General features: G+C 43.7%; 11 protein-coding genes, 1 tRNA gene and 2 pseudogenes. 8 read left to right on the top strand and 6 right to left on the bottom strand.

The features are described from left to right. Nucleotides 1-10 precede the first annotated feature (10 nt). Together ACM0OZ_RS01440 and ACM0OZ_RS01435 are read right to left on the bottom strand one after the other, a co-directional pair. Entirely contained in the window at nt 11-541 is a 531-nt protein-coding gene (locus tag ACM0OZ_RS01440) for a CheW domain-containing protein (RefSeq protein ID WP_414581028.1), read from the bottom strand. A gap of 13 nt (nt 542-554) precedes the next feature. Next, entirely contained in the window at nt 555-920 is a 366-nt protein-coding gene (locus tag ACM0OZ_RS01435) for a response regulator transcription factor (protein WP_041037739.1), read from the bottom strand. Nucleotides 921-1,863: 943 nt separating this feature from the next. Between ACM0OZ_RS01435 and hmpF the strand changes: the two genes are divergently transcribed. The 4 genes and pseudogenes from hmpF (at nt 1,864) to ACM0OZ_RS01415 (ending at nt 8,240) form a co-directional block, all read left to right on the top strand. Next, nucleotides 1,864-3,597: a pilus motility taxis protein HmpF gene (gene hmpF / locus ACM0OZ_RS01430; RefSeq protein WP_414581026.1), complete on the top strand. Its 1,734-nt coding sequence runs from the start codon at nt 1,864-1,866 to the stop codon at nt 3,595-3,597. 580 nt (nt 3,598-4,177) lie between these two features. After that, nucleotides 4,178-4,681, top strand: a pseudogene (locus tag ACM0OZ_RS01425) (formylglycine-generating enzyme family protein); the annotation flags it as partial. Between the two features lie 167 nt (nt 4,682-4,848). Beyond that, the gene (locus tag ACM0OZ_RS01420; RefSeq protein ID WP_414581024.1) at nt 4,849-5,202 is read left to right on the top strand and encodes a hypothetical protein; all 354 of its coding nucleotides are present in this window, start codon (nt 4,849-4,851) and stop codon (nt 5,200-5,202) included. Beyond that, nucleotides 5,184-8,240, top strand: a complete 3,057-nt coding sequence (locus tag ACM0OZ_RS01415) for an SUMF1/EgtB/PvdO family nonheme iron enzyme (RefSeq protein ID WP_414581023.1) — start codon at nt 5,184-5,186, stop codon at nt 8,238-8,240. Before ACM0OZ_RS01420 ends, ACM0OZ_RS01415 begins: the two co-directional genes overlap by 19 nt. Before the next feature lie 627 nt (nt 8,241-8,867). On the opposite strand, the gene tilS is transcribed toward ACM0OZ_RS01415, so the two are convergent. After that, complete coding sequence (gene tilS / locus ACM0OZ_RS01410; RefSeq protein WP_414581021.1) at nt 8,868-9,974, bottom strand: tRNA lysidine(34) synthetase TilS; 1,107 nt, start codon at nt 9,972-9,974, stop codon at nt 8,868-8,870. Nucleotides 9,975-10,222: 248 nt separating this feature from the next. Between tilS and ACM0OZ_RS01405 the strand changes: the two genes are divergently transcribed. Further along, nucleotides 10,223-13,078 (top strand): M16 family metallopeptidase, encoded by a 2,856-nt coding sequence (locus ACM0OZ_RS01405; RefSeq protein ID WP_414581019.1) that lies wholly within the window; start codon nt 10,223-10,225, stop codon nt 13,076-13,078. 98 nt (nt 13,079-13,176) lie between these two features. On the opposite strand, the gene ACM0OZ_RS01400 is transcribed toward ACM0OZ_RS01405, so the two are convergent. Next, nucleotides 13,177-13,833 carry a group I intron-associated PD-(D/E)XK endonuclease gene (locus tag ACM0OZ_RS01400; protein ID WP_414581017.1) on the bottom strand — a complete coding sequence of 219 codons (657 nt, stop codon included), beginning with the start codon at nt 13,831-13,833 and terminating at the stop codon, nt 13,177-13,179. A 76-nt stretch (nt 13,834-13,909) separates the two neighbouring features. Next, a tRNA-Arg gene (locus ACM0OZ_RS01395) sits at nt 13,910-13,982 on the bottom strand. A 674-nt stretch (nt 13,983-14,656) separates the two neighbouring features. On the opposite strand from ACM0OZ_RS01395, the pseudogene ACM0OZ_RS01390 reads away from it, so the two are divergent. The 3 genes and pseudogenes from ACM0OZ_RS01390 (at nt 14,657) to cutA (ending at nt 16,965) form a co-directional block, all read left to right on the top strand. Further along, nucleotides 14,657-15,496: pseudogene (locus ACM0OZ_RS01390) on the top strand (hypothetical protein). Between the two features lie 57 nt (nt 15,497-15,553). Beyond that, nucleotides 15,554-16,600, top strand: a complete 1,047-nt coding sequence (locus ACM0OZ_RS01385) for a transposase (RefSeq protein WP_414581015.1) — start codon at nt 15,554-15,556, stop codon at nt 16,598-16,600. Nucleotides 16,601-16,626: 26 nt separating this feature from the next. After that, nucleotides 16,627-16,965 carry a divalent-cation tolerance protein CutA gene (gene cutA / locus ACM0OZ_RS01380; protein ID WP_414581054.1) on the top strand — a complete coding sequence of 113 codons (339 nt, stop codon included), beginning with the start codon at nt 16,627-16,629 and terminating at the stop codon, nt 16,963-16,965. A 400-nt stretch (nt 16,966-17,365) separates the two neighbouring features. Here the strand turns inward: cutA and plsY are convergent, their stop codons facing one another. Further along, nucleotides 17,366-18,058 carry a glycerol-3-phosphate 1-O-acyltransferase PlsY gene (gene plsY / locus ACM0OZ_RS01375; protein WP_414581013.1) on the bottom strand — a complete coding sequence of 231 codons (693 nt, stop codon included), beginning with the start codon at nt 18,056-18,058 and terminating at the stop codon, nt 17,366-17,368. Nucleotides 18,059-18,121 lie beyond the last annotated feature (63 nt).

Genomic DNA, 18,121 nt, shown 5'->3' with positions numbered 1-18,121 from the left:
TGAATTGGTATCATCCTGCCCACCGTGTACTTCGTAAAATTGCCGTTTGATCAAGCAGCCGCAGACACTGATTTTTTTTTGCCTCTAGTATCCACTCTCCCCGTAAAAACGGAGCCATTGTGTCTGGGACACGAGTTGGTGCAACTAGATGTTTTACGTCCAGCCAATCCATACCACCAATTGCTTCAACTGCCAAGCCGACTATTGTGTCTTGCTCTTCTATCGCAATCACAGGAATCTCAGCTTGGTTGGTATTCAAGGCAGTTGGTTCTCCCAAAAATTGACCCAAATCAGCCACCCAAATGACTCGACCTCGTAGATTTAGAGTACCCAAAAGCAAAGCAGAAGCGTTAGGAATCGGCGTAATTCTATCAGGGCTGAGTTCGATAACCTCCCGAATACCTGTAGCTAGTAGTGCAAACTCCTGATTTGAGGGAATATAAAACCTTAAACATAACTCTGTTTCTGGACTTTCTACTTGTAATTCAGGACGGGAGTGGTCTTGTCCGCTTCCTTCTAAAAAGTCCGGTTTATTAACCATGTTGTGTTCATCCTTATCCTCGCAGCAGTTGTTTGACTGTTTCCACCAACTCAGTTGGTTGGAACGGCTTGGTTATATAAGCATCTGCTCCTTGCTTCATACCCCAGTAGCGATCAAATTCTTCCCCTTTGGAAGAACACATCACTACCGGAAGATTTTGGGTTGTTGGATCAGACTTTAAGCGACGGCAAACTTCGTAGCCGTTCATCCGAGGCATGACGATATCCAAAACCACTAAATCCGGACAAGCAGTTTGAATTGCCTCCAATGCTTCTACTCCATCACTGGCATGGGCGACTGTTAAACCACTCGCTTTCAGGAGATATGTAAGCATCTCCCTTTGTGCGATACTGTCTTCTACAATCAGAACTATACTCATAAAACGCCTATGTACCTCCTGATGTAGACGTTCCTCATTGAAACATTTCCTGATTTCCCCACAAGCATTTACTGTATAAAATAATTCTATTTTTCACTCATTTCTTAAATAATAAGCTTATACTAAGGCTTGATATTTTTTACTACAGGTTTAAGGGTGTAAAGCGGCATCAACTTTATGCTTGTACGGATGTAAGGAGTTGCCGGGTCAATGCGGAACTTAGGGACTTCCAACTAAAAAAATCTCCAATTTGTAGTAATCCTGGAAATAAGAGCCTATTTATAAAGTAAATATTAAGTAGGGAAGCCAGTGCGGTGGACGGGTTCCCCGGCATAAAGCACCTGGCGTTGTGTTACGGCTATGGAAGGATTTCGGAGTTTGAAAGAGTGAGGATTAGCCGTAACGCACCATCTTTCAAAGGTGCGTTAAGCGTTGCTATAACGCACCCTACAATTTAAGGTTTACTTTATAAATCATCTCTAATGGTGGGTTACGGCGCAATGCAAGTCCTGTATGTAAAACCTCAACTGTCATGCGTCTAACCCACCCTACATAATGGATAATTTATTTTTTGGTACTCCCTTAGATCGAATTTAGCATTTAGGTAATATACTTTGACAATGTTAGTAATACTACGGAAGGCAGTATCACTACTATCAGTACAGAATAGAAATAAGTGACTTACGCACACTCTACGAATTCGGGCGCGTTCTAGCCTGCGGCACGCCGCTGAGCGCAAAGCGCACGCACTCGCGTTCGCGTCTAAGGCGTCTTGGCGGTTCAATAAATTAAGCTTTTTGACAATTTTTGCGTAAGCCCTGAAATATTGTCTGTAGTGTCTGTTCATTGATCTCACACAGAAGATAAATTAGACAGCATACTGCAACTTTTTTTAAGGTATAGCTTAAAACACGAGCATTAAGTACACAAAAGGAATAACGGTGTGCTGTATTTAGCAGAAGTACAAAAGCAGAAAGGCGGTTTACTTGGTAGTGGCAAAACCCAACTAAAACTACTGGCTTGTCAGCGAACTGACCAGAGTTGGAGTACAGTTTCCGAAGAAGTGATTGCTGCTGAGGAAGCTGGCAAATTAAGTGATGGAGTCCTTGTATTGGTTGAAATAAATCCGAATCGTCATGTGCAACGGATTCAGGAAGCAGCGCGTCCTTTAGTTAATATTTTGCAAAATTTTTCCCGTCAATTGGAAAAATTTAAGGTCAAAGAAGAAGAAATTGACCAATGGAAGCAGTCTTTGACGTTTCAAGCCCAAGAGTTGAATCGCCGTGAAATGGATATGGAAGCTCGCTTAGAAGAACTGCAACAAATGGAGGCGCAACAACAAGAATTAGAGACTTCTCGCGAGGAAATTGAAAAGTTGCACACAGAAATTGAGCGCAACCGTCAAGAACTAGAAGGAGCATGGGCTCACTTGCGGGGAGAGCAGCGTCGTTTCGAGGAGTACAAAGCAGAGTACCAGCATGCTGTGTTGGATGAAGAACAAAGTCGAGCGCTCAACGAGTTACTTGCTCAGCTGTCTACTAGCGTTGCTCCTATAGAAACAGTACGCGAACACCTGAATTTTGCCTTTGAAATACTTGAAAGCCAGCAGGCAATTTTAAACCCACACTGGCAACAACTCCAACAGCAGAAAACTGCGGTTAACCAACAGCAGGAAGAAGTTGAGCGCCAGTCGCAAGAATTATCTGAACGCCAAAGAGAATGGCAGCAAGCTCAAAATTCTCTTGAGCAACAAATAGCTGAATTGAACGTGAATACAGCTACTGTTGAGCGCAAGCAAGAGTATGCGCGAATCCTAAAAGAGCAACTGCGACACCAAGAAGAGCTACACGAAAAAATTCAGTTATTTGCTGCAACAATTGTTGATGCGATTCCCACTCGTAAACTTGATGTGGCAGCTTTGAAAAAAATGCCTCTAGAACAACTGCAAGATATAGTACAAGACTTGCAGCACAAGTTGAACATCGGCTCTAGCTTTGTTCATGAACAGGAACACGAACTGAAAGAAAAACAAAAAAATATAGAAGAACTCCAACAGAAAATCAACCAGGTATCCCAACCAGAAAGCGGTTTCTTAGAAGCCGAACTTACTGATGAAAAAGACCTCTACCAAATGCTTAATGAAACGTTGGTAGGACAACGCCGTAATTTGCTTGATCAGCAGTATATTTTCAAGCAATACCAAATAGTACTGCTGCAGCGACAAGGAAAAACTCTTGTGAATGAACAAGAGGAGACAAATATGGATTTAAAATCAATTCTTCTAGAAATTGAAATACAGCGACAACAACAGTCACAGGAGTTGGAAAACCTAGAGCGTGAGATTGAGCAAATGCTTGCCAATATTGAGCAAATGCACGAGGTCATTGCCCAACAAACGCAACAACAGGAGGTTCAACGTGATTTACTGCAAACTATGGAGCAAAATTTGTTTCTTTTGCAAACAGCAACCGCAGAATCGCGAGGACGGTTAAATTTATATTATGAAGCGTTACAACCTCTTCAGGATTGTGTCGATGGAATGCGGCAAAAGGTACAAGGAATTGCTGAATCGTTAGCCTCAGTGCAGGAAACAGGCGAGTATCAACTTCAAGCTGTTACCCAAATACGTCAGACACTCCTAAATTTGATATCTCAACCGCAGTTGCCAACCTCTTAAGAGGATGTCTGAAAAGTTTCAATAGACATCTCCAAAAACTAATCCCAAACCCTTGCGTTGTCTGGGTTAATATTTAATTTATGGAGAGGTCTCATAAGGTATATTTTGTCATTCTAAGTGGAGCGTGCCTCCTGCGGAGGAGCTACGCTAACGCGCAGCGTGTCCCCTTGGGACTTAGCGGAACGAAGAATCTCAGTTTTCCGTTAAATTTTGAGATGCTTCACTACGCTACCGCTACGTGCCTCGCAGAGCGAGGAGCTACGCTAACAGCATGACATTTTAGACTTCTCAGACATCCTCTAAGAAAGAAAGAAGAAACGATTGTAAAACAGAGAAAGAACTAGAGAAATTGCAGAGTGATTTAAACCTTTCAAAACCAGAAGTTGAGGAAATTATTCAACAACTAGAGGAACAGCGGAAGCAGGAGGAAGCGAAACGAAGACCTCCACTAAAGAGATTTGAATTTCAGGTTCCTACAGTTAACATCGGCAGCAAAACGATCAAGAAACCAGGTCTTCTTGGTAAGAAAACAGAAACCGTTACCACACTCAACATTAGCTATCAGCGAGGACAGGCAGACTATTTTGCTGAAGATCTGGGCAATGGAGTGACGCTGGAGATGGTAGCAATTCCTGGTGGAGTATTCTTGATGGGTTCTCCAACAAGCGAACTAGGGCGACAGGAATCTGAAAGCCCGTAGCATCGCGTCACTGTTCAACCCTTCTTTATGGGGACATTTGCAGTGACGCAGGCACAGTGGAGGGTAGTTGCTGCCCTGCCAAAAGTGAATCAGGATCTTAACCCTGATCCCTCACTCTTGAAAGGTGATCGTCGCCCAGTTGAACAAGTCTCGTGGTATGAGGCAGTGGAATTTTGCGATCGCCTAGCTCGAAAGACGGGCAGCCAATACCGTTTGCCGAGTGAAGCGGAATGGGAATATGCTTGTCGTGCCGGGACAACAACTCCCTTTTATTGTGGAGAGACGATCACAACGGATTTGGCAAACTATGACGGTCAATACACCTATGGTTCAGGCACAAAAGGGGTTTACCGAGAGCAGACAAGGAACGTGGGTAGTTTTCCGCGAATGCAAAATTTTCTAAGTCAGAGGTGATTGTAGCTGCATTAGCTCAGTATTTGGGTTGTACCGAGGATGTGCCACTATGTCAAAGAGTGAGTGAGCTAGAAGCGAAAGTCGAAGAACTGCAACTATTGATATGATAAAAAAACTAAAACTTTTGGGAGGTGTAAATGAGTGAAGTTCCTCTAGTTACCATAGTGATTTCATCGCAACTTCCCACTCAGGAAATAGAGTCTTTAGAAACATCGCTAGAGATGAATTCAATTAAGGTGCAAAAGTCACCAAGTCGGGTGGTAGGTGCAGATGATATAGTTTTTGTCGCTACAGTCATTTCAGGGGTAGCAGCAACAGCCCAATTAATAGATTACAGTATCAAAGTTGCTAAGGCGATCAATAATTGGCGGCGAGAACTCCGCTCAAAAGGAATAGAACCAAAAGGTAAGTTAGAACACCCAAAACGTCCTCCCCTAGATATCAGTAAGGCTACTGATGAGGAGATAGAGGAATGGTTGTCTCAAAAGTAGGTAAAAAAGTTCCCCTGAGTCCAGGGATAGAAGAAGTTACTAAACGAGATAATTGCTTCAGTAATCAAATTCTGATCTTGTTTTCAGCCCCTCTACTTAATGAAGACTTATCACCAGTAGAAAATTTATCAATCCAGAAAGAAATTGATGCCATTGCTTTAGTATTAGAGGATATATCTCATCCCATAGCAGTGGAAATAGTGGTGAAAGTAGCCACCTCAGAGACTCTAAAAAATGTGTTATCTAATCGTATAAAACCACTGATTATTCATTTTATTGGTCATGGGATGAGAGATGGCGATAGTACAGCCTTGGTGTTAGAAGATGAAGTGGGAATGACTCGTTCTTTTACTGAAGAAGAACTGGCGATCGCCTTATCAAATCAGAAGCAACCACCTTGTCAACTAGCATTGTTGAATGCCTGTCATTCAGAAAAGTTAGCTCAAGCTTTTGTGAAAGCAAGAGTGTCTCATGTAATTGCGGTTAACGCAGAAGATAAAATTCTAGATGTTGCAGCCCGATGTTTTTCTCGACGACTTTATCAGGCATTATTCAATCAAGATTCAATTGCTAATAGTTTTTTATTGAGTCGTAATGCAGTTAAACTTGATGATCAATTAAGAAAACTATTTAACTCTGAGACTTTTCAGCAAGGAGTTAATTTCGATGAAGCCTTCAAATTTCGATTACTACCCCAAGCTGAGCACAATCAATCGCTGATTATAGAACCAGGCGATTCACACCAGGTTATCTATCCCCAGTGGTCAAAGACTAATATTCCCCGTGACGATCCAAACTTTGTCGGGCGCAGACAAGAAATACATCAGGTAATTAAAGTACTGGTATCGGAGAAACGTTGTATTGCTCTCCACGGTATGGGAGGAATAGGTAAAACTGCCTTAGCTTATGCCATTGGTCGGTGGTTACACGAGCGCGATCGCTATAAGAATGGAGTTTGGTTTATTAGTTTACGCGATACTGATTCTGTAGGAACGCTGATTACCAAAGTTAAACAGAGTCTGGAATTAAGGAGTTTTGCTTTAGAGAAAGAGTTAAGGAATCATCGAGTGTTTTTGATTCTCGATGATTTGGATAGATTGATTGAGAAAGAATCCAATGAACTCATTGAATTTTTGAACTCGCTTTTAGAACAGTGTCCTAATTTAAGACTGTTGTTAACTTCCCGCGATTCTCTAGTAAGGGATATTATTGATTATTGCCATCAAGAAGAAGTTTGCAGCATGGGAGCGTCAGAAACAAGAGAAATATTTAGAAAGTATGCTCCATCACAAGCACAATGGGGAAATGATGATTTGGCTGAAGTTTTTCATCTTTTAGTAAAGTTTCTTGATGGTTATCCTTTAGCTATTAAACTAGCAGCATCTTATATGAGAGAAAAACAATTTCCTCTCAAGATGCTGTGGAGAAAATTGGTCACTCAACCACTGAAAGTTCTTGATTCTGATTCTCCTCAAGCAAGAAAAGAAAAGAGTTTGCGTATCACTTTAGAGCTTTCTTTTGAGGTCTTATCGATAGAAGCTAAAGATATATTTCCTTTATTGTCTTTTTTTCCGAGTGGGTTGAGTATTGATTTGGCTCAGGTTGTTGAGGGTAGTAGCGGTGAGGAAGCTTTGATGGAATTGCTCAAGCTTTCTATGGCAGAAAAGTCTCCTACTGCATCTGATTGGAGAGTAACTTTACCCGAACCTGCTCGGACTTATGCAGAAAGTAAATTGCAGCAAGGAAGAGGAATTGACTATCTTGCTCCTCAAGTTTTGGACTTCTATCAGGGTAATTTCTGTGATAAAGTTCTCAAGCTTTTTGGCAATGGAGATAATAATAAGGGGCAGCAGTTGCTTCTGCAAGAAAACTCAAATTTAATCTTGTTTCTTCAATGGGGTTATGACCAGGAATTGAGTTCAGATCAAATCTGTCGCAGTGCTAGAATAACAGCTTCATTAAGTCCTTATTGGCGTTGGATTGAACCAAATCAAGACCCTTTGAATAGATTGGATTCGGCTTTAGCTGCAGCCCAAAGAAATCAGGATCGAGTGGGAGAAGATTTGGTTAGAAATGCGATCGCTGCTTTTTCTTCTAGAGAAGCATTTAAAGATGTTCAATCTTTGGGACAAGGAAGTGATGAGCTAAAGTCCTTTGAGTTTGAAACCGTCACTGTCAACAGTCGCGGCGAAGAAATCAAAAGAGAACCAAAACAAGCTCAATACTTCACCGAAAGCCTCCCCAACGATGTCCTGCTCGATATGGTCGCTATCCCTGGTGGAACTTTCATGATGGGTTCACCCGAAGGAGAAGGACGTAACACTGAAAAACCCCAACATGAAGTAACGGTTCAACCCTTTTTTATGGGTAAATATCCCGTCACCCAGGCACAATGGAAAGCTGTAGCTGCACTTTCACGAGTTAACCGCGACCTAAAACCAGAACCATCGCATTTTAAAGAAGATAACCGACCAGTAGAACGAGTTTCTTGGTACGATGCAGTTGAGTTTTGCGTTCGGCTTAGCCGCTTCGTAGAAGGTCGCCTCTCCCAATTTACAGGCAAACAATATCGGCTCCCCACTGAAGCGGAATGGGAATATGCAGCTCGTGCTGGAACAACAACTCCATTCCATTTTGGCGAGACGATGACATCGGAGTTAGCTAACTATAATGCTAAATACATTTACGGTGCTGGTGTCACAGGAATCTATCAAGGACAAACTACACCTGTAGGCAGCTTTGGTGTAGCAAATGCCTTTGGGTTATACGATATGCACGGGAATGTTTGGGAATGGTGTCTTGATGATTGGCACAAGAACTATGAAGGAGCGCCAACAGATGGTAGTCCTTGGTTTGATGATAATGATAATATTTCCAAAAAACAAGGACATGCCGTGCTGCGGGGCGGTTCCTGGAACGACAATCCTGAGAACTGCCGTTCCGCGTTTCGCTACTACAACTATAGGGCGGTGCGCGACGTCTTCCGCAACAATGTTGGTTTTCGTGTTGTCTGCGCGTTCGGGAGGATTATTCAGTAGCCCTTTATACTCTAGTCCTTTAGCCCTTTACACTTGTTCTTTTTTACTCTTTTCCGCCGTAAGGCGGATCGAATTTTTCTGCGAAAATATTAAGATTTTTTAATATCATAAAAGAATTATCTGTCATCAAGTGAGCCTGTGGAGACCCCGCTTTCACGCGCCGTAAGGCTCTTGAGGAATCGGCGCTCCCTGTCTCGTGATTGGGAACAGTGACCAGTGACCAGTGAACAGTGAACAGTGACCAAAAACTCGAAACTACGCTGAAAACTGATAACTGGTAACTGATAACTGGTCACTGATAACTGATAACTGTCGCCAGTCCCCTTCACGCTAAAACCCTTATTGAACGTGAGTTCGATGTATCCTGATTTGACCCCTCTCCAAACCTCTCCCCTTGTAGGGGAGAGGCTTAAAAATCCCATTTTTACGTAGCTCCTCCCTCTCCTTGTAGGAGAGGGAGGTTGGGTGGGAGAGGTTTGTCGAACTCACGTTTATTGAGCCTAGACTTTGTCTTTTTTAATCTCGGCAAAATTAGTGATGTAGGAAAAAGTTTTTGCCACAAAGCTATAGCTTTTGCCAAATAACAAGATTTACGCTGCTTAATTGGATAAAGTCGAGCTAAGAAGTCTATTCTTCCTTCTTCAAATTTACGTAGATCCAATCACCTTCAACGCGGGCGATCGCACCACCAGGAAATGGATCAGTCTGCGAACGGTTTGGTGCTGTAATTAATGCTGTCAGTTTTTCAATTTGCTCGAAACTAGAAGCGTGAAGTATTTCTTGTAATAGCTGACGCATGACGCGACGTTGTAGCGCCAGTGGTGCTTTGCGCAATACGCGACGGTTTAGCCTTATTGGGTGTGAGGTGTAGGCAATTCCTCCCTCATCTCCCTCATCTCCCTCATCTCCCTCATCCCCCTCATCCCCCTCATCCCCCTCATCCCCCTCATCTCCCTCATCTCCCTCATCCCTCCATTTTCCACCCATCGCCTCTTCCCGTAACTGATAAGCTGCTTGTTCTAAATATTCCACTTCTGCTTGCAGAATTTCCGCAGTTTGGGCAAGGGCTGATTCAACTTGAGGGTTGAAATTTTCTTGCAAATATGGTATTATGTCTCGACGAATCCGGTTACGAGCGAATTTCAAATCTTGATTTGTCGAATCTTCCCAAACAGGTAGTTGAAAGTCTTGGCAAAATTCCCCTGTTTGCCTACGAGTCATTTCTAACAAGGGACGTATAAGCACGATGTCGTCGTTTAGCAGACGTTGCCACGTTAATGATTGCAAGCCATCAGCACCCGAACCACGAATTAAGTTGTAAAGCAAGGTTTCAGCGCGATCGCTTGCTGTGTGACCTGTAACAATACAATGAAATTGGTTTTCGCGGGCGATCGCACTCAAAGCTTGATACCGCCAGTCGCGTGCAGCAGCTTCGCTTTTTAAAGGTTCGTGAGCGGTTTGTAAATAAAACGAAACACCCCAATTTTGCGCTAAATTTTTTACATGACTGGCATTTGCCTGGGAGTCAGGACGCCAGCGATGGTCACAGTGGGCAACACCTAGTTGCCATCCCCATTTCGGTTGCAAATCTAACAGTAATTTGACCAAACACAGAGAATCTTGTCCGCCAGAGACGGCGACTAAGAGCCGTTGGTTACGCTCAAAGAGCTGACGTGAGCGGATAGTGCGGTGTATTTTTGCATGGAGAGGAGTCCAAGGAGTGCGATCGCTCATTCAGTAATTTAAAGTTTAGAACACGAAGGAAGAAATAGGTAATCTTGCACTCTTGATGGGAGTCATTCAGTCATGAAAGTGACAATTCTTTGTCACTAAGCCGTAACATTGCCTTGTTAGGCTAACTTTAAGCAAATATTAAATTTCCTTTTATCACCACACCTCATGCTCTCTTGTTTGGTAAATAGCAAGAGAGCATTTTTGTAGCATATATTTGTTGACACCCTTTATTTATTGTGTAACCTACCATGCCTTTTTTCTTAAAGCTGCGTCCATTGATTGTGGCGGGCTTTTTCCTCAGCTTAGTTTTAAGTGCAGTGCTATCAGTAAGCAATTTCTGCAATGCTGCAACACCAGATGCAGTCACACCTGTATCCAGTGTGTCCCTGACTCAAGGGGTGCGTAAAACGGTATTGGAAAATGGCTTAACAGTACTAACCAAGGAAGTTCATACTGCACCAGTGGTGAGCGTGCAGGTATGGTATCGAGTTGGTTCGCGCAACGAGAAAGCGGGGGAGAATGGCATCTCCCATCAGCTAGAGCATTTGATGTTCAAGGGAACCACTGACCGTCCGGTGCAGTTTGGTCGGCTCTTTAGTGCATTGGGCAGTCAATTCAATGCTTTTACTAGCTATGACGAAACAGCTTATTTTGGCACAGTGCAGCGCGACAAATTGCAAGCACTGCTCGCCTTAGAAGCCGATCGCATGGAAGGCGCTTTAATTGGAGCCGAACAACTGACAAGTGAGAAGCGCGTAGTTATCTCAGAGTTACAGGGATACGAAAATTCTCCAGGATATCGCCTTAACCGAGCAGTTATGCGATCAGCTTTCCCCAACCGAGCTTATGGCTTACCTGTCGGAGGCACAAAAGCCGATGTGGAGAAATTCACCGTGCAGCAGGTACGGGACTATTACAAGACCTACTACAGCCCTGACAATGCCACCCTGGTGATTACGGGAGATTTTGCGACTGAACCCGTGCTGAAAAATGTCCAACAAACTTTCGGGAAGCTGGCGAAACGGGCATCGAGAGCAGGGGGAGCAATCAATTCAAAATACCCTGCGGGAAGCCGCCCAGGGGGCGTCTACAAAATTCAAAATTCAAAATTAGGAGTTTCCTCCTCATCCCCCTCATCTCCCTCATCCCCCTCATCCTCCTCGGCAGGTAAAAAATCACCTATTGTCCTGAAAGAGCCAGGAAGCGGTGCACTATTGCAAGTTGTTTATCCTCTACCAGATCTTAATCATCCGGACGTACCTGCAATTGATGTTATGGATGCCATTCTCACGGGCGGGCGTAGCTCGCAGCTTTACCAAGCTTTGGTAGAATCTGGCTTGGCTAGTTCAGTGAGTGCAAGTCCCGCAGAACTCATCGAACCAGGTTGGTACGAAATTAATGCTACGGCTGCTCCGGGTCAACAGCTTGGGAAAATTGCCTCTGTGCTGCAACAGTCTTTGGCTCAATTGCAACAGCAACAAGTCACTGAAGCAGAATTGAATCGAGCAAAGACGCAACTGCAAGCTTCCTTTGTACTTAGTAACCAGGACATCACCTCTCAAGCAACGCAGCTGGGGTATAACCAAACTGTCGCTGGAGATTATCGCTATATTGAGCGATATCTGGAGGCGATCGCTAAAGTCTCAGCAGCAGATGTGCAACGAGTGGCGAAAACTTACCTCAATCCTGCTAAACAAACTATCGGCTTTTTTGAACCGACTCAACCAGATGGTAAGCCTGGAACTTCCAGTGGTGGTTCTGGTCGCACCGTAGAAAACTTTAGCCCCGGTAAGCCTGTAGATCCGGCAGAACTTGCCAAATACCTTCCCCCTGCAACATCAGCCACCGCTTCGACGACTCAACCGCTACCAGAGCAATTCACTCTTAAAAATGGGTTGCGCGTTTTCCTTCTGGCTGACCACAGCGTCCCCACCGTTAACCTGAGCGGACAAATTGACGCAGGTAGCGAATATGACACAATTTCCCAAGCTGGATTATCAAGTCTTGTTGCTACCAATTTAATGAATGGAACTCAGAGAAAAAACGCTCTAACTTTAGCAAAAACGTTGGAGGATCGGGGAGTCAGCTTGGGATTCAATGCGAGTCGCGAAGGAGTTAGTATTGGTGGCAATGGGCTGTCTGCTAATTTGCCGATATTAATTCAAACCCTGGCAGATGTGGTGCAAAATGCTACCTTCCCAGAAAACCAGCTAGAACTCAGCCGTCAGCGGGCGTTGATAAGTCTGAAAGTACAGCTCGATGACCCTCGCGGACTGGGACGGCGCGTATTCCAGCAAGCAATTTATCCTGAAAATCATCCGTTTCATAGCTTTCCCACAGAAGAAAGCTTAAAAAGCGTGACTCGTGATGATGTGCTTCGCTTTTACCAAGAACACTACCGACCAGATACGACGATGATCGCCTTGGTTGGTGACTTTGACCCAAATCAAGTCAAAGCGCTATTCAATCAAGCTTTCGACAAATGGCAAGCTCAAGGTAAGCCACCGGCTCTCAACTTACCGACCGTGTCTTTACCGCAAACTATGAAACGCTTAAGTGCAGTCATTCCCGGAAAGGCGGAGGCTGTGACCTACATTGGTTACAATGGTATTTCCCGGAAAGACCCTCGTTTCTACGCTGCAGAGGTACTGAATCAAATTTTGGGCGGCGATACTTTGTCTAGCCGTTTGGGTACTGAGGTGCGCGATCGCCAAGGTCTAACCTACGGTATCTACAGTGCCTTTGCTGCAGGTATCAATCCCGGTCCATTCTTGATTCAAATGCAGACTGCACCAAGTGATGCTCAGAAGGCTATTACCAGCGCTTTAGCTTTACTCAAGCAGTTGCGAGAGCAAGGAATCACCGAAGCGGAATTGAACACGGCGAAACGCTCAATAACTAATAGTTACCCTGTGGAATTAGCTAATCCTGGTAGTGTGGCAAGCATAGTTTTGGAAAATGCCGTCTACGGTCTTTCTCAAGCGGAGATTCGAGAATTTCCCAAGCGCATTCAAGCTGTGACTTTGCCTCAAGTCCAGCAGGTAATTCAGGAGTTAATTCATCCAGATAAATTAGTCATTACCACTGCTGGTTCAGGAGCATGAAGAGATTCGCAAGAATAGAGCAAGAAATATCGCACTCCTAAATGATTTGCGAGTAAGTGGTAGGTGGAATTTTTCTTTTGGTCTACCATCTACCACTTCTATTTTGATAGTTTTGCATAAGCTTTTTTAACCCAGTATCCTCTGGGTGGCTTTTCAATCCCATAAGCCTTACACCATTTTTCAATAGCCTTGTCGGATACTCCAAAGTCGTTAGCTATTTGTGCAGTTGGTTTTTCCCACACCAGTTTTTGTAATTCTTCTTTAGTAGGTCTTTCAACTTTTCTCGTGTGAATTCTAGAATCTACGTTCACCTTCCTAGTGGTTAAATCAACTCCAAACTCTTTGTAAGTTCGCTTAGTCGCTTCTTCTGTAAAGTTTGTAAAATCTTCCCACCAGTAAAAAGGATTAGGCGATTTCGGCGGTGTTGTTCTGATACCGCAACCGCCAAATTTAATTGCTGGATAAATGACTTGATCTATATCTGGCAAGTAAACAGCATAGAAATCAAAGTCATCTGCTTGGTACTTTTTCTCATGGCATCCGTTTTTATCTGCCCAACTCGTTTTATTTTTTACTGTATTATGGGCAGCGTACTTAGCCTGCACCCTATAACATTTCCCGTTCTTGTATGCAATCAAATCAAATGCCAAATGCTCACAGACAACAGGTGTAAAAACCGAGTAACCTTTTGCAGTTAGGTCTGCTATTGCTTTGGTAGCAGCAATGTCTGCCTTATTTTTTGTATGGTGTAGCAATATTTAGTATGAACCCTCTACTTGGCTGAATCATCGTACCATTTTAGTAGGCTTAAGGGTTCGTATTTAGTTATAACGGGCGCGGCAGGATTCGAACCTGCGACCAACGGATTAGAAATCCGTGGCTCTATCCACTGAGCTACGCGCCCAAACGAATATACTGGCTGACTGTACAGTCAGCTATCATATTATATCTGTAAACATGAGCAAAAGGCAATTCAAATTTATTGCAGATTTCACATTGGTAAAGCTAAGATCCAAGTCGTCGCAAGAGTTAGTAAATGTACACCGAAAACAAGAAAATGGGGTATAGCTTAGTTATACTGTTATGTCAATGGGTTTGCTAAGGCAAACGCAAAGAAAGCGGACGCCAAGCGCAAGCGCGAGCAACCTGCGTACCTACTTTGAATATTTTCCGTGTAAAGAATGGCTGGGTGAGGAGTTATTGCCAGTGTCATGTTGATTGTGAAACGGCAAAATATTGAAATATCTACCATCTAGCACACACGCACTGGCTCAGCAGGTACCAAGATTCCATATATCAAGCGTATTTTGGCAATACCAACTTTTCCTGTCAAGTGGTTAGCTGTCAAGTGCTTAATAACTTACAAAATATGCCTTTATGAGAACGAACGCTTTTCATCAGTTGGCTAAATCAATCTCCGTTAAGTAAACTGTGGCATTAGCGCTCTAGCAGTTTTTCATCATGTTGGATGATCTATTGCGTTTATATTAATTTGACTTGTTAGCTTTGAGTACGGCTGTTTCTTAAACAGTCAATCAGTCAAAAAACTGTTAGAGTGCATTTATACAGTAAAGTTCTATGAGTAGCGTTTACAACAGGTCACACCGTCCCAAATTTATGTTTTCCACTCAGAGTATTGTCTTAGCTAACCTAGGCTTGAGTACCCTAGTACTATTGTACTTTTCTTTGTTTAGTGCTAGAATGCCAGGCTCAGATAGCATAGAAAGGCGTGGTGATTGCTACGTTACTGGTAGATATATTTTTGAAACCATAGCTGATCTGAGTGCCGATGTCTTATGCTTGAGAAATTGGTGCAGTAGACAAATTGTTAGTGTTCGGGATGTTTGGCTAGCAATCGACATCGGTATGCTTTGTTATTTCATTCGAGGGATATTTTTCGGTTATACGGAAATACTCTTGAAAGAAGAACTTATCGTTTCCCTTGGCGATGTGTTTTTTGTGATAACTTATTTGTTGCTGGGCATAGGCATGATTTTGGCAGTGGCTTCTAGGGAACGAAATTTAGAAAAATGGCAGTGGATCATTGTGTTGGCAATAGGAGCTTTTGGTAGTGCGTTGGCATGGTTATCTGAGCAACCACAAGCAACAGTTCAGGATCAGACGCCAACCAGGGTAGAAAGTATTGCTCCAATTTTGAATTGCTTTTCTATCGTCAGTGATCTGCGGCTGTTAATGATCGCGACTACCTCAATGTTAGCCTTTTGGCATCAAAGAATGCCTTTGTCTGGGCGAATGATTGCAACAACAGCATTTTCGCTTAAGATTGCAGATATGTGGTTTAAAAACGCCACAAATTGGATTCCCAACTATCAAACTGGGGAGATATTAGAGGAATTTTGGGTATGGAGTTGAGTTTTATTTGGCATGGGCGCTGTCCTGGAATACGACGCATCATGAAACCGTTCACGACGTGCCAGTGGAAGAAAACGAGCTTAGAAATTTGTGGTGTCTACCGTGAGAAAACTAACAGAATCAGATAAACACGAAATCCTGAAATTATATCGCGAAACTGCCGAAACGACCTCAACTTTGGCAGAGCGCTATGACGTGAGTAACTCGACGATTAGCCGCTTACTCAAAAGCACTTTGCCAGAAGATGAGTATGAATACCTCGTCTCTTTAAAGCGTGCCGCAAGAACTCCTGAAGGAAGGGCACAGGTGGACTATGAAAACCTGCCTGTGTTTAGCAGCGAGCCACAGGAAGACCAGAGACAACAACCAGCAGTTCCTGTTCCTGAGCCGAGTGTAGTTGAGGTTCAGCTGCCGCAGGAGGAGCCAGTAGTGGCACAGGAGCCGCAGCCTATAGAAGTTGATGAACCAACTCCTGCTATCAGGCGAGTGAAGCGGCGCACCACCGCGCCAACAACAAAACCAATACCAAGACGAATTGAGCGAGTTGAGCAACCAGTTGCTGAGCAATTGGAACTTTTAGAACAAAAACCGCCAGAGAAACCGCCAGAGAAACCTCCAGAAATCACAAGCATTCCCAGTCCCCTTTTAGAAGATAGACGTCCAGAAGCTAACGTCATCGCAGAAATGTTTGGCGAAGACTTATTGGATGAGTCAGATGATTTAGAGGATTTGGAAGATGATTTAGACGATGACGAAGAGGAATACTCAGACGAAGAGGACTTTGAACCAGCCCGACCTTTTGTCACAAGACCAAGGTCGGGAGAGTCATTAGTTCGAGTTTTGCCACTGTCAGCAGCTAGTTTGCCCAAAACTTGCTATTTGGTAATAGACCGCTCCTCGGAATTAATTACTCGTCCACTGCGGGACTTTGGCGACTTGGGGCAAATTCCTAACTTAGAAACCCAGCAAAGAACGCTCCCAGTATTTGATAACCATCGAGTGGCAAAGCGCTTCTCAACCAAGCGCGATCGCGTGATTAAAATTCCCGATAGTAAAATGCTGCACAAGGCTCGTTATCATCTACAGGCAAAGGGAATCACTCGACTGTTGATTGATGGTCAGGTTTACTCTTTGTCGTCTAGTGTTTAATTATGAGGAGCGAAAAAGTTTTGGTCATGGCTGAATCAACAGGCTACGGTGTAGTATTTGTAACAGCTTCTTCAGAGCAGGAGGCACAAGCGATCGCAAATGCTCTAGTAGAGGCTAAACTTGCTGCGTGTGTTAGTCTGTTGCCAATCCATTCCATTTATACTTGGCAAGGACAAATACACAAGGAGCAGGAATGGCAACTGCTGATTAAAACAGACTTGAGCAAATTTCCTATTTTGTCAGCAAAAATTTGTGAACTGCACTCGTATCAAGTACCGGAAATTATTGCTGTACCTATTGTTGCTGGTTCTCAACCCTATCTAAAATGGATTGGCGAGCAAGTGATACCGAGTGCTGAGTTCTAAGGAAGTCCTGAGCCCTGAGTAAAAATTTTTCTATTATTTTAGAAAAACATTACGTAGTCGCCTACGCAAGAAACTGTTCCTCTCGTTCAGGCGACTAACGTGGTGAAGCTGAACGAAACCTAATTCTAAGACAATACGGTTCAGATAAGACCAAAACCCTTATTAACGTGAGTTCGATGTATCCTGATTTAACCCCTCTCCAAACCTCTCCCCTACAAGGGGAGAGGCTTAAAACTCTGATTTTTACGTTGCTCCTCCCTCTCCTTGTAGGAGAGGGAGGTTGGGTGGGAGAGGTTCGTCGAACTCACGTTTTATTAGGAACACAATGTAGAACTCTCGGATGGCGCGTCTCTAAATACGTGATTTTTTACACATAACCTTAACTGAACCGTATTGAATTCTAAGAGGCTGAGTTTACAGTTTCTTGCTGTTCCACCTGTAACTTCTGCCCTAATTTTGGCTCAGTCCCTGCAAGTATACGCCCAACATTACTACTGTGTCGCCAAATCACATACAAGCCTGCAACAACACCAAACAAGATGTAAGGTAACGGTTGATGCAGGAGTAGCATGAAAATAGAAACGGTAACGGCACCAGCAATCGAACTCAAAGAGACAATCCGCGATATTGCCAGCATAACGGCAAATACGCCAAACGTAGCCAAACCGACCTGCCAATTCATCGCCAACAAAATACCCAAACTGGTCGCCACAGATTTCCCACCAGTGAAGCCTAAAAAGATTGACTTACTGTGTCCAAGTATGGCGAATAGTCCGGCGAAAGTGACCATCAAAGGTTGCCATAACTCGGTATTTATCTCTGGAGGAATCAAATTTTGACTGCGAGCAAAGTGGAAAAACCAGTCAACCAGGGCGATCGCCAATACTCCTTTCAAGCAATCTATCACTAAAACAAATGCCCCTGGTCCTGTGCCTAAGGTTCTGAGCACATTGGTTGCTCCTGTTGAGCCAGAACCAACTGAGCGAATATCAATGCCTTTCAATAGCTTAGCTACTGTGTAGCCAGTGGGTGTAGAACCCACTAGATAAGCCACAACCAAAACCGCTCCGCACAAACTTAACCAAATAGCCATATTTCAGAGTTATGAGTTATGAGTTTTCTGTTTTTGGTCTTTTGTGACTCAGGACTAACGACG

The organism is Scytonema sp. PCC 10023, from assembly GCF_963920835.1.
Lineage (GTDB): Bacteria > Cyanobacteriota > Cyanobacteriia > Cyanobacteriales > Nostocaceae > Kalymmatonema.
This window is presented reverse-complemented; position numbering and strand designations above follow the sequence as displayed.